Consider the following 12108-nt stretch of genomic DNA (forward strand, 5'->3'; position numbering starts at 1 on the left):
GCTACGTTTAGCGGGGTAGTCTGTCGGTATCGGTGAAGGCGATGAACGGGATTGTCGGCGATCTGGGTGACCATGTCGAATGACCGTTCGTGGCCGAACCCGGTCTAGCGCGCTGCGCCGCGCTAGACTAGCTGTTTGCACATATGCTCCTCGTCATAAAAACGATCTCCAACCTTCATCGCGCGTGGCTCCAAGCCGAACGTCTGAAAGCCATGCGACGCGTAAAGCCTCTTTGCTGGCAGGTTTTCCGCATTGACGCAAAGCAACAACTGGATTGTCTCCCACTCGTTGGACGCGTGAACTGTCGCTGCCGACAAAAGCGTTTGTGCGATTCCTCGTCCACGGTATGAAGGGCTGACGAACACGCCCCAAATCGTGGCCTTGTGGTTCACCTGGCACAGCGGTTCTCGACGGACGCCCGTGATGGCGACCAGCGTCCCGCCGTCAAATGCACCGAAGACAGCCTGTGTTGGTGTTGGACGAATGCGGGCCGCGATCTCCTCTATCGAGCGCGCCATTTCCTCCTGCCGGGTGGGCCATATGGATGTGGGGGAATTGTCGACGGCGAGAAGACGCAATGCTTTGAATCGCTCGGCGTCGTGGGGATCCAGGAGGCGGACAGTGACCATGCGAACTAAGGGGATGACCAAAGAATGCTTACCGTAATCGAAATCAACAACGCCGCGCAAGTTTTGACTCTCGGGTGCCTTTAGCCCACGCCCATTATTTAAGTCGTCGACAATCTGGACGCGCATGACCGAGGTTCGCTTTTGGCCGAACACGCTCCGAACCGGAACCAAAAAAACTGGGCCCGCAGCAGCGAACCGCATTCGGCATGTCTACACCGTACAGACTCTCATAGCCGCCAGGTTCGGCCGCTCAACACCACCTCAAATTAATTTGAACCGGATAGACTCTCGTAGCGCTTTTGCCGCCGTAAGCCCTTTTTAGGAGTGCATGCATGGTTACCGGCGAAATCCAGTCGGTCATCCAGCGGACCGAGGAGTACGTGGCACTGTGGAAGCACCTCGCAGAGCTGGCCAGATTGCAGCAAAAGGCGGGTGGACACTGGCAGGCCATGCTTGGTTGGCCGGGCTTCTTTCCCTTTCATTCCCAGTTCGCACCGGCAAGTTTGAGCCAGAACATCAACCCATGGAATATTTCGCTTTTTCAGGTAATCAGCGGGACGCGGGGCAACCCGCAAACCGAGGTTGAAATCCTGACCAAGGTTGCAAGCTACGGCAGCCAGTTGGGAACGGTTATCGATGCCTTGATGGTTGTCATGCCTGACCAGGAAAAGCGCAAGGCGCTCAACGATGAAGATCGCGACGCGGTAGTGAAGCTGGAGCATCTGGCCGGCGAGATCAAGGGTATCAAAAAGGGTTGAGGCCTGGCGGGAGCATGGAACTATCTCAGCTCATCAGCCAGTTACCTGGAATACTGCGGGCACACCCCGGGTGTTATTTGAATCTGAAGGGTTGCTCTTGAAGCAGGTAATCGGCGGTAGTCGACCCTGAGCCGTCACCGGCATGGCAGTGCGACAACCGCTCTAACTCGCGCATCCTAACGTGAGTCATTTCCCAGGAACAATCTACGGAGATTCGCGGAGATGCGTGCCTGTCACGGGTGATAGACTCGGTTGCGCACCTCGGTGCGTTGCTAACCGAACAACAACGTCGCTATCTATCCGGAGCCATCGCATGATCAATGAACGACATACGGTCACCCGCGCCAACCCCTTGTCCGCAGACGGGCTGTGGATTCCAGAGGGGCCGGGTAAGTGGTCGCGGCCGCTGCGTTTCCTGAAAGATGATCGCGGCTGGGTGGAACTGATGCGTCTGGCGCCAGGTATCAAGCTTGGCCTGCACCGTCATACCGGCGAAGTGCACGCCTTCAACCTTGAAGGGCAGCGCCGCCTCTGTACTGGCGAAACTGTCGAACCCGGTGACTACGTGCACGAGTCTACCGGCAACGTCGACTGGTGGGAGGCGGTCGGTGACGAACCGCTGGTCGTGATGGTGGTGGTGATGGGCACGGTCGAGTATCTTGGTCACGATGGTGAGGTCAAACGCCGCATCACAACCGCCGATCGCCTTGCCGACTATCAGCGGTATTGCAGCGAGGCGGGCATCGAGCCGCAGGATCTGCTCGAGCGCTGAGCGCGGCGCCCCAGCCTGCAGATGCAGGCGCTCATGCCCTCCCTGGATGAGATGGCGCTGAGCGTTGACTCGGACACCGCTTCATTATCAAGGGGCTCAAAAGATGACGGAGTGCATCGCGGTCAATCCGCAAACAGTCCCGATCAACCCCTAATGTTCCCGCTGTGACTCGACGAACAATCAACGTACCGGCGTCACACTTTTCGGAGGGTTGCCGGTGCGTCTGGTGCGCCGGACTCGGGGCGGCATGTTGCTCTGGCAGTGGCGCGTTGAACCGCAGGCTTCGTGGTTAGTTCACATATTGCAATGAAGAACTCGAAGCCTTTGTCGTTCTCACGCGTTACTTGGAATCCAAGCTTGCGATGGAAAGCGATAGACAATCGGTTGGTCTTGTAGACATGACTTCTTAGCTCACCGATCCCTTGTTCGCTCGCCAGCGTCGCCATCTTTGCGAGTAGCTCAGTTATAACGGCATACGTTCGATACAAAGGATGCGTACCAAATGCGCCGACGAACCAGCAAGCTCCTGAATGCGGTCGAAGCATTGCATACGCAACGAGTTTGCCTTCCCGTCGCACTGAGCACACCTCGCTGACCTCCAGGGACTTTCGCAACTGTACTCGGTGCTCGTCAACATCGAAGGCATCACCAGCCTGCTCTGTGTGTTCGCGTAAGGTCAGCGCGTCAAGCGCGAAGAGTTCGTCGATGGACGGCAACATAACAGGGATCAGGGCGATATAGAGACAATCCGCAAGAGTACTTCGAATCAAAATTGTCGCCAATTCGCTTCGCCTTTCTGGTTGACCGTTCTAGGCCGAACACTGACAGGCTCAGTTCGGCCGGGAAGGGACCTTTGCGCACTTTGGCAGCGGAAATTCGCTGGACGCTTTCATGACCTCGATCGCAGTTTTATTCGAATCGTGGCGACTGACGTTCGTCCCGCCTCAGGGCAACTACGCCCGCATGTTTCACGCCTTACGCAGTGCCTTACGCGCCATCCACAGGTTACCCAGCGCGAACAGCGTCGTGATCTGCACAGTATTCTTCATCAATCCCCGGTATCGTGTCTTCGTATAGCCGCACTGACACATTCTCCGATCCGCGTTGCCGGCCCCAGACAAGATCGTCAGAAGCCGCTCCCGGTCACACCGCAGCAAGTCGCTGTCAGACTAGCGATAGTTAATAAAGTTGATGATGTCATTGAGGAACCAAGGCAGAATCAGTTGCGTATCGGGATAGCTGACACCGACGCTGAGCCTCGGTGGCTTTGACGTGGAGCCGCCAGGCGTCGCACCGTCGGTAGTATGCAGAATGTAGGTATCCGTGTCGGCCGGACTTGGCCGGGCGGTCTGATTATTCGCGGGCGACCATGTCGAGGCGCAGCCGGCGGTCAGCACGACGAGGGCCGCTGCGAAGCAAAAGGGTCTCATGATGGCGTGAACTCCAGCAACGTGGCTTTGACACTCTGGCCGATGACGATTTGGGATGCGATGTCGAACGACCGAAACTGGTCGGACAGGGTCCAACGCGCACCTCAGCCTTCCAGCTCAATACGATATCGCAGGGTCTCAGCGGATCCATACGCCGCCGTCTTTCTGAAACGCTCGACCAGGACACCGTTGCAAGCTGCGACGACCTTCTGCGAGGCTATGTTGTCAGGATCAACGGTTGGCTCGACGTAGGCCAAGCCTTGTCGTCTCGCTTCGCCCAGCATTAAATCGAGCGCCTGTCTGGCGTAGCCGTTGCCTCTCTTCCACGGCACGATTGAGAAGCCGATATGGCCGAGCACATATGGCGGCAATTCGGCCGTTCCAGCTTGCCAGCGAAATCCGATCGCGCCACTAATGTCGCCGTCCCAAATCCATCGAACGATGCCAGGTAGGCGGGCGACGGTCGAGCCATCGGGTAAAGGAATCGGTCCACCCGACGCGGTCGGATCATCCAGGCCGTCGACAAACGCATCCGCGTTCATTTCGATAGCGTGTAATTGTTCGCGCGCAGCTACCTCCTTGCGAACGTTGTCAGGCGACCATCCGGCCTTCAGGGCCGCAACGTAGCTCGGCAGCAACGCGGTCGTTGGCTTCAGCAGTTCAATTTTGCTCATTTGAATCGATACCTGTCAGAGAGCAATGATTGTCGAAGGTTTAAACGATGCCGTCGAATGTTTCAAAATGGCCGCGCGCCGTCCCACACAAACGGCATACGCAATCTGAACTTCGTAAATTGCTTCGGCAGCATGTGGCCCACTGCGAACAGTTGAGATCGCCGGAAGCCGACATTCGTCCGGCGCGAAGCCGGCAAGCCAGGCTTCAGCCAATGAGACCGGCACCGGTCGTAAGGACAATCTTCCCAAAGTGTGTGCCGGAATCGATCAGCTCGTGAGCGCCGCGAGCGTCGGCAAGCGCAAAGGTCTTGTAGACAACCGGTTTGATCTTGCCGCTCTCGATGTGCGGCCAGACATGCTGCTCGAGTTCATTGACGATGGTCGCCTTGTCCGCGGATGTGCGCGATCGCAATGTTGAACCCATATGCGTCAGACGTTTCGTCAGCATCGGCACGAGGTTAAGATCCTTCGCCGGCCCCTTGATCACGCCCACCTGGAGGATCCGTCCGTCCATGGCTGCGGCCTCATAGTTTCTAGCCACGTAGTCGCCGGCAATGATGTCGAGGATCACGTCGACGCCTTTTCCATCGGTAGACCGCTTCGTTTCGGCCACGAAATCTTCCTCGCGGTAATCGATCGCGAGGTCTGCGCCTAGCGCCAGGCTGGCCTCCCGATGCGCCTGCGAGCCCACTGTCGTGATGATTTTCGCAGCGCCGAATGCCTTCGCCAGCATGGTCGCCGTGGTACCGATACCTGACGCGCCGCCGTGGATCAACACCGATTCGCCGGCAACCAGCTTGCCGCGCTGGAACAGGTTCAGCCATACCGTCATAAACGTTTCGGGCATAGCCCCAGCTTCGACCAACGTCAGGCCTTTGGGGATATGCATCGTGTTGCAGGCGTGCGCGACGGCATATTCCGCGTAGCCACCGCCGGGAATCAATGCGCACACCAGTTCGCCGATCCGGAATTGGGACACGTCCGCACCGACGGCAACCACTTGACCTGCCACTTCCAGCCCCGGAATGTCCGAAGCGCCGGGGGGCGGATCATACAGCCCTTTGCGCTGGAAAACGTCTGGGCCGTTCACCGCGGCCGCGTGGATGCGGATCAGAACCTGATCGGCGGCCGGCGTCGGTACAGGGCGCGTAGTCGGCACCAGAACCTCAGGACCGCCGGGCTGTTTGATCTCAATGGCCGTCATGGACGGCGGCACGCGATAAGTTGAAGCAGACATGGATACCACTCCTTCGATTGATGAGGCTCGATTGATCCGGTCGGATCACTTGGCGAGGAACTCTTGCGTTCAGTATAGGCATCGACATTGATGAATAAACGCAGCATTATTCATGCGGTGGGATGCAAATTTGCATCAGGAGGGTGGCACGATGAACTGGGACGACGCGCGTGTGTTTCTCGCGGTGGAGCGCGAAAAAACGCTCCGTGGGGCGGCGAGGACGCTCAATCTCGATCAGGCGACGGTCGGCAGGCGGATTGCGGCGCTGGAGCACGCCCTGCGGGCAACGCTCTTCCTGCGCACCTCGGAGGGTTACGCGTTGACGGCGGCAGGGGAGGCCGCGCTGAGATCGGCGGAGAAAATGGAACACTCCGCGCACGAACTCGTCAGACGAACTCAAGGCACGGATACACGGCTTGCGGGGGACGTAAGAGTCACCAGCACCGACTCGATCGCGCTCGACTTCCTGCTTCCCGCCATCGAACGCCTGCATGCTGCGCATCCCGAAGTGCGCGTCCTGCTGGACACGTCGACGCGCATGCTGAATCTGGCAAAGCGTGAAGCGGATATCGCGGTCCGCTCAGTCAGGCCGGATAATCCCGATCTTGTCGCGCGGCGCCTGGCTCGCTGGCCCATGGCGCTCTTTGCATCGAATGCTTATCTCGAGCAGCACGGCAAGCTCGCCGCTGGCTCCGCGTTCGCGGGCCACGATCTAGTCGTCTATCAGGGAAGCTGGACCGGGAGTCGATCACTCACTCTCTCTGGCGAACCGGTACACGCGGGGCGCATCGTATCGACCTTCAATTCCAGCCTCATGCTGCGTACCGCGGTAAAGGCCGGTATCGGCATCGGTGAGCTTCCGATACATCTGGCTGAACATGACGGCCTCGTGCAGATATGGCCGGAACCCGCACGTGGGGCGGTCTACGAAATCTGGCTCGTCACGCATCAAGACCTTCGGCATACCGCGCGCATCGCAGCCATGATTGACGGCATCGTCTCCGCGTTCGAAGATCACGCAGCCCCCACAAAATAATCACGCACGACTTGGTTGTTGCCCCTATGGTTTCCGCGACATCTGGGCTTCAACGGCCGCTTCGAAGGTACAACGCTCGCACCTACGCTTCCGGGATTTCGATTGTCCCTTCAAGATATTGAACAGCCTGACCAGAGATATACACCCTGTCGTCTTGTACGCGACAATGAAGTAGGCCGCTCCGGCGTGACACCTGCATGGCCACGAGTTCTGCCTTGCCCAAACGGTCAGACCATAATGGCGCAAGCGCCGCGTGAATAGATCCGGTCACCGGATCTTCATCTCCGCCATTGGCAGGCCAAAAGTAGCGGGACACAAAATCATGCTTATCTCCGCGCGCTGTCACGACGACATCGAGCGGACCAAGTGCCGACAGCAGATCGAGTTCGGGTACGACGGATCGTACCTCGTGTTCTGTTCCGTAGATGGCAACATAGGCTTGCTGGTTTATCAGCACTTCTTGAGGCCGTATCGAAAGCCCCTGGATCAGGTTTGCGGGTATTTCGTTCAGTTTCTCAGGCCGGCGCTGCGGGAAGCTCATTTCGATCAGACCGTCATGCGTATGGCAAACGGCAAGCCGACCGACCGCTTTCGCAACAAATTCGATGACTTCCAAATCATCACATCGCTTGAAGATCACATATGCGCTTGCCAGTGTGGCATGCCCACAAAAAGCGATTTCTGTAAGTGGAGAGAACCAGCGGATGTCGAACGCGCCGTCGGCATTTTTCACGAAGAATGCTGTTTCGGACAGGTTGTTCTCAGCGGCGATTGCCTGCATCAAACTATCGGGTAACCAGCGTTCGAGTGGCACTACCGCAGCGTAGTTGCCCTTAAATACCTTATCCGTAAATGCGTCAATCTGATAGATCGGCAGTTTCATGAGATGTGCCTGTTCAAAGCGGGAAGTTAGTCAGCGATTTGCAGTGTTATTCGCAGACAACGATATCAGCCCGCTAAGCTGGCGAACATGTACAGATTGCGATGCTCAGTACAAAAAGCGACCGTTCACCTCAAAAAGGAGGACCGTGTCGCGGGTTCACTCGCCGTGAAGGCGACATGATCCTCCCGGATGTCACGTACTTTTCAGTCCGTCTCGCCAGGCGATCGCTTCGAGTTCGACCCGGACCGCGTCCTCGACGGCAACTACGGGGTGCGCCCGAAATTCAAATGCAGGGAATGTCGAGCAGACTTTGTGAACCGCCAACGGATCATCGCAGTCAACCAACATGTGCCCACCCCAATCTCCCACACGCACCACGAAAAACTCGATCTTGAAGTTGTCTGGCGCCTTCCACTGACTAAACACTTCAAGGATTCGCTTCTGGGCATTCTCGTACTCGACAGGCGAACCTTGTGTGCGTTCGAACCAGCTAATCATGTACTTCATCGCCGTCCTCCTTTTAAACATTGATGTCGCCAGAACGCTTGCCGTTTGGACGGGCTAGCGAATCAGCAAGCTACAACTGGAGCAGCGGCGACGAATGCCCATTGCTTTTGGCCCTTCTTATGCACCGCTTCAAAGCGGGCAATGGGGGTCGTTTTACGTGTTCAGAACCGGACGCCAACGCACGACGATGACCAGCGACGGCGGCCCCGAAACCGTGCTTAAAACAACGACGGCGGTGGTCCGGTCGCCATCAATTCAACTATATTAAAACGATAGCGGAGGCCCATGTGACAGTATCTCGCCTAAGAAATATTCCTGGCATTGGAGTCGACCGAATCGGCGACGCCGCGGATTCTCTGCGCGACGCGGACATTCTAAGGCTTGAAAATCTCGATACTGACCTGCGACCGCCGGCGCAGGCGCTGGCTCGCACGCACGAGGCCATCGACGACGACGCGGCAAATAGCTACCTGCCTTTTACCGGCCAGCGTGCGTTGCGCGAGGCGGCTGCCGAGCGGGTCGGCCGCGCCGCGGGCGTCGCTTACGACGCCGCGAGCGAATGCATCGTGTCGGCCGGCGGTCTTGCGGGGATTCTCAACGTGCTGTTGTCGATCCTTGAGCCGGGCGACGAAGTCGTGCTGACGGATCCCACCTACGCTGGGCTGATCAACCGCGTGCATCTGGCCGCAGGCGTGCCGAGGTTCGCGCGGCTGCAGCCGGGTGCCGACGGCTGGCGGCTCGATCTCGACAGTCTTGCCGCGGCGATCGGGCCGCGAACGAAAGCGCTGCTGATCATGTCGCCTTCGATGCCAAGCGGCTACGTCGCATCGCGGGACGAATGGCTTGCGATTGCGGGACATTGCCCGCGCCATGGCATCTGGCTGGTCTATGACGCGGCGATGGAGCGCATCCTGTTCGACGGGCGCGACGTCATTCATCCCGCCGGTTTGCCGGACATGCGCGAACGCACCATCACCATCGGCGCGGTTTCGAAGGAGTATCGGATGATCGGATGGCGCGTCGGCTGGATCGTCGGGCCCGCATCGATCATGAACGACGTACGTCTCGTGAGCCTGTCGAACGTGGTGTGTCAGGTTGGAATCGCGATGCCCGGCGCCACTGCCGCGCTGACGGCAACCGACGACGGCGTGGCTGCTGCGGTCGCCGAATGGGAGCGCCGTCGCGACTTCCTGATAAGCGCGCTTGCTGACCTGCCGGTGATCCGTCCGCATGGCGGCTGGTCGATGCTCATCGATACCCGTGAGCTGGGTCTGGAGCCACCCGAGGCGTCGAAGCTGCTGCTCGAACGCGGCAAGGTCGCGGCTACGCCGATGACGAACTGGGGACCCGGCGCCGACCGCTATCTGCGTTTCGTTTTCTCCAACGAATCCGTTTCGCGTCTGCATGACATTCGCGAGCGCATACGCCGGTCATGGCAGATATGACGCAACGAAAAATTCGATGTCAGTCGACCGTCCCGCTTCGAAGCGTCTGTCCCGACTCCTGGCGGGCGCTCGACACGCCCAGCAGACCGCCGAATAACGGACGCTCAACGTTTGACATGAGAGGCGGCCTGGCCTCGCGAGTCCGCTCGATGGAAGGGTTAGGCCTCGGGTTGGTGGCAAACCACTTCGATGTTGTGCCCGTCCGGACCAATGACAAAAGCTGCATAGTAGTTCGCGTGGTAGTGCGGGCGCAGACCAGGCGCACCATTGTCTTTGCCACCCGCCTCCAGCGCCGCGCGATAGAAAGCTTCGACTTGCTGGCGATTCTCGGCCGTGAACGCCAGGTGAAGATGCGCCGGCTTCTCCTCGGTTTGGTACAGGCACAATGAAGCCTTACCCTGTGGGCTAAGCTCGACACCGTACGCCGGCGGCCCCTCCGAGACAACAGCTACGCCGAGCGGTGCGAGTGCCTCGAGGAAGAACGCTTTGCTCGCTGCATAGTTGCTGACTCCGAATTTGACGTGGTCGAACATGAACTCTCCTGAAGTGTGTGGGCCTGCGCGAGGCCCAACGTGATTTAGAGATCACCGCGATGTTGTCACACGTGGCCACAAGTAGCCACCGGTGGCAGTCTGAACCTTTTTTAGCACCGGAATCATCCTTGCGGACGTTCTCTTAGTCAGCAATCGAACGAATGATCCTCGCCGGATTTCCACCGACGAGCGTATTCGGGGGAACGTCCCTGGTGACGACCGACCCTGCCGCGACAACCGAATTCTCGCCTACCGTGACGCCACCGATGATGGTCGCACCAGCCGCAATCCAGACGTTTCTCTTAATCACGATGGGCTTTGCGATTACGAAGGCGCGCCGCTGAGAAGGTTCAATGGGATGGCCAGACGTGATGATGCTGACGTTCGGCCCGATCATCACATCGTCGGCAATGTCGAGTCCGCCAAGGTCGTAGAAAGTGCAATTCTGATTGATGAAGACATTGCGCCCGACACTGATATCGACCCCGCCGGTTGTGTAGAACGGTGGTATCAATAGAAAGCTGTCGTCCACCTTCTTGCTGATAAGATCGCTGAACAAGGCCCGGACTTCGTCCGCATCGTTGAACGTCAACCGGTTGAGCGTGGCAGTGATCGCCATCGCGCGTTTGATGTTCTCTGACATGGCCGCTGATTCCGGCGTTCTCCTGGGAATTATCTTGGTGCGATCGTCATTCGCCATTCGTCGGTCTCCTCCGGTTGCGATCGAGCGAGCGCTCGGCGCGTGAGCCGGAGTGCGCGGGCGGTGAAGAAAGGGGGGAGGGTGCCGGGGCAATGACCCGGCGCCCGTCCGTCTCTACAGGTAGCTGCAGATGTAGTCGAGCGTTTCGATCACATCGATATCGAAGCGACTCTTGCCAGGCACCGAGAACGACTCGCCCGCGCCATACGTCTTCCACTCCGCGCTCCCTTCGAGGCGGATGCGGCATTGGCCGGCCTGCACTTCCATGAGTTCCGGCGCGTCGGTGCCGAAGTTGAGCGCGCCGGGCAGGATCACGCCGAGCGTCTTGCGCGTGCCGTCGGCGAAGAGAACGGTGTGCGAGACACACTTGCCGTCGAAGTAGACGTTGGCGCGTTTGATAACGGAAACCTGATCGAATTGCGTTGTGGCCGTCATGGCGGTCTTCCTTTGGGTCATCGTGAATGGATGCATTAGCGCCACGTGGCGGCAGCGGGCGGTGCGCGATCTGCGCGGACCGCTAGCGCGGGCTTTCGTCGGACGCAAGCCCGCCATCATACAGGCGGGCGGCGGCGCCAGCCGGTAACCCTCGTGCCTGTCAGGGCAACGCCGCGGTGTGATCCTGACGGCTAGTCAGCCCGTGACCAACGACCCGAATCCGGGCACACAATCACCTGTTCGCCGTTTAGCTGGACTTGCTCGGTATCCGGTTGCGACGAGGTCGAAGGCGTAACGTCGAAGACCACCTTCAGCGCGTGTCCAACGTGGGCATTTTCGATGGAAAGCTCCCAGGTCAGGAAGATCTGGATGCAATCCTGATCCGGCGCGAAATCGGCCGCATCAAAACCACTGCTGCCGCGCTGGATGACGCCATGAGGCTGGCCAGTATCGAATATCACAACCGTTCCCCGGCTCAGCGGAATACGCCGGCCCAAAGCGGGGAAATGCAAGTCCAGACCTCGGTCCTCGCTCATGAACAGATTGCAAAAAGCCGCATCGCCATATTGCGCACCGTCGTGGTGGTACCTCGCGCCGCGGCAGGCCATGAGGGCTACGTCACTGGCGGCAAGCACCTCAGGCAGTCCAAGCGTACGCGTCCAATCGGACACGGCCTGCACGCAGCGCGTGTAATCCGGCCAGCGCGCCCGCGCTCTCGGCAAAGGCATTGGCTCGACGTCTCCAGGTTCCAGAACCATATGCGACGATATCTCTCTTTCCCAATCCGCAAGCAGACGTGCAGGAGGCATAGGGACGTCGACCGTGCCTGATAACACGATGTCGCTCACGCTTCGGCTGCGGATGGCGTCGTCACTCCAGTAATAGGAGGTCAGCATGTCTCGCATTCGATTCAGTTGAGGGGGGATTCATGCGGGCATTGTAACGATTCCACGGGACCGCTTCGGCGCGAGCCGGTCACGTGCTGTGGCGTTCGCGAAGCTGTGCGGGGCTGACCGGGCCCGACTTCATGGAGATTGTCTCGCGTAGCCGGCCGCCGGCTGCCGGCTGC

Annotated in this window: 15 protein-coding genes and 1 pseudogene; 4 read left to right on the forward strand and 12 right to left on the reverse strand. The window is 58.9% G+C overall.

All coding sequences use genetic code 11. The features are described 5' to 3' along the window. Positions 1 to 122 precede the first annotated feature (122 nt). Positions 123 to 629, reverse strand: coding sequence for a GNAT family N-acetyltransferase (locus M0D67_RS09770; RefSeq protein ID WP_266238804.1), 507 nt, complete (start codon positions 627 to 629; stop codon positions 123 to 125). Positions 630 to 961: 332 nt separating this feature from the next. Here M0D67_RS09770 and M0D67_RS09775 point away from each other — a divergent pair, with 332 nt between their 5' ends. Both M0D67_RS09775 and M0D67_RS09780 read left to right on the forward strand, forming a co-directional pair. Continuing rightward, the gene (locus M0D67_RS09775) at positions 962 to 1387 is read left to right on the forward strand and encodes a hypothetical protein (RefSeq protein ID WP_266238696.1); all 426 of its coding nucleotides are present in this window, start codon (positions 962 to 964) and stop codon (positions 1385 to 1387) included. 313 nt (positions 1388 to 1700) lie between these two features. Next, the gene (locus tag M0D67_RS09780) at positions 1701 to 2159 is read left to right on the forward strand and encodes a cupin domain-containing protein (protein WP_266238697.1); all 459 of its coding nucleotides are present in this window, start codon (positions 1701 to 1703) and stop codon (positions 2157 to 2159) included. Between the two features lie 194 nt (positions 2160 to 2353). Here the strand turns inward: M0D67_RS09780 and M0D67_RS09785 are convergent, their stop codons facing one another. The 5 genes and pseudogenes from M0D67_RS09785 to M0D67_RS09805 all read right to left on the reverse strand — a co-directional run bounded on the left by M0D67_RS09785 (position 2354) and on the right by M0D67_RS09805 (position 5500). Next, complete coding sequence (locus M0D67_RS09785; protein WP_266238698.1) at positions 2354 to 2941, reverse strand: GNAT family N-acetyltransferase; 588 nt, start codon at positions 2939 to 2941, stop codon at positions 2354 to 2356. Between the two features lie 186 nt (positions 2942 to 3127). Then, positions 3128 to 3244 (reverse strand): annotated as a pseudogene (locus tag M0D67_RS09790) (IS5/IS1182 family transposase); the annotation flags it as partial. Positions 3245 to 3328: 84 nt separating this feature from the next. Then, positions 3329 to 3589 carry a hypothetical protein gene (locus tag M0D67_RS09795; RefSeq protein ID WP_154567336.1) on the reverse strand — a complete coding sequence of 87 codons (261 nt, stop codon included), beginning with the start codon at positions 3587 to 3589 and terminating at the stop codon, positions 3329 to 3331. 104 nt (positions 3590 to 3693) lie between these two features. Then, positions 3694 to 4263 (reverse strand): GNAT family N-acetyltransferase, encoded by a 570-nt coding sequence (locus M0D67_RS09800; RefSeq protein ID WP_266238699.1) that lies wholly within the window; start codon positions 4261 to 4263, stop codon positions 3694 to 3696. 205 nt (positions 4264 to 4468) lie between these two features. Then, positions 4469 to 5500 carry an NAD(P)H-quinone oxidoreductase gene (locus M0D67_RS09805; protein WP_266238700.1) on the reverse strand — a complete coding sequence of 344 codons (1032 nt, stop codon included), beginning with the start codon at positions 5498 to 5500 and terminating at the stop codon, positions 4469 to 4471. Between the two features lie 151 nt (positions 5501 to 5651). On the opposite strand from M0D67_RS09805, the gene M0D67_RS09810 reads away from it, so the two are divergent. Continuing rightward, the gene (locus tag M0D67_RS09810) at positions 5652 to 6536 is read left to right on the forward strand and encodes a LysR family transcriptional regulator (protein ID WP_266238701.1); all 885 of its coding nucleotides are present in this window, start codon (positions 5652 to 5654) and stop codon (positions 6534 to 6536) included. A gap of 82 nt (positions 6537 to 6618) precedes the next feature. On the opposite strand, the gene M0D67_RS09815 is transcribed toward M0D67_RS09810, so the two are convergent. Together M0D67_RS09815 and M0D67_RS09820 are read right to left on the reverse strand one after the other, a co-directional pair. Then, positions 6619 to 7419, reverse strand: a complete 801-nt coding sequence (locus tag M0D67_RS09815) for a PhzF family phenazine biosynthesis protein (RefSeq protein WP_154567339.1) — start codon at positions 7417 to 7419, stop codon at positions 6619 to 6621. A gap of 192 nt (positions 7420 to 7611) precedes the next feature. Continuing rightward, the gene (locus tag M0D67_RS09820) at positions 7612 to 7926 is read right to left on the reverse strand and encodes a DUF3303 domain-containing protein (RefSeq protein WP_154567340.1); all 315 of its coding nucleotides are present in this window, start codon (positions 7924 to 7926) and stop codon (positions 7612 to 7614) included. Between the two features lie 287 nt (positions 7927 to 8213). Here M0D67_RS09820 and M0D67_RS09825 point away from each other — a divergent pair, with 287 nt between their 5' ends. After that, positions 8214 to 9371, forward strand: coding sequence for a pyridoxal phosphate-dependent aminotransferase (locus M0D67_RS09825; RefSeq protein ID WP_266238702.1), 1158 nt, complete (start codon positions 8214 to 8216; stop codon positions 9369 to 9371). Between the two features lie 158 nt (positions 9372 to 9529). Here the strand turns inward: M0D67_RS09825 and M0D67_RS09830 are convergent, their stop codons facing one another. The 4 genes from M0D67_RS09830 to M0D67_RS09845 all read right to left on the reverse strand — a co-directional run bounded on the left by M0D67_RS09830 (position 9530) and on the right by M0D67_RS09845 (position 11944). Continuing rightward, positions 9530 to 9904, reverse strand: coding sequence for a VOC family protein (locus tag M0D67_RS09830; RefSeq protein ID WP_154567341.1), 375 nt, complete (start codon positions 9902 to 9904; stop codon positions 9530 to 9532). A 142-nt stretch (positions 9905 to 10046) separates the two neighbouring features. Next, on the reverse strand, positions 10047 to 10604 hold the full coding sequence (locus M0D67_RS09835) for a sugar O-acetyltransferase (protein ID WP_154567342.1): 558 nt from the start codon (positions 10602 to 10604) through the stop codon (positions 10047 to 10049). Positions 10605 to 10718: 114 nt separating this feature from the next. After that, positions 10719 to 11039, reverse strand: coding sequence for a pyrimidine/purine nucleoside phosphorylase (locus M0D67_RS09840; RefSeq protein ID WP_154567343.1), 321 nt, complete (start codon positions 11037 to 11039; stop codon positions 10719 to 10721). A 191-nt stretch (positions 11040 to 11230) separates the two neighbouring features. Next, complete coding sequence (locus tag M0D67_RS09845; protein WP_154567344.1) at positions 11231 to 11944, reverse strand: hypothetical protein; 714 nt, start codon at positions 11942 to 11944, stop codon at positions 11231 to 11233. Positions 11945 to 12108 lie beyond the last annotated feature (164 nt).

This window comes from Paraburkholderia sp. SECH4 (assembly GCF_030511745.1).
In the GTDB taxonomy this organism is placed as follows: domain Bacteria; phylum Pseudomonadota; class Gammaproteobacteria; order Burkholderiales; family Burkholderiaceae; genus Paraburkholderia; species Paraburkholderia madseniana.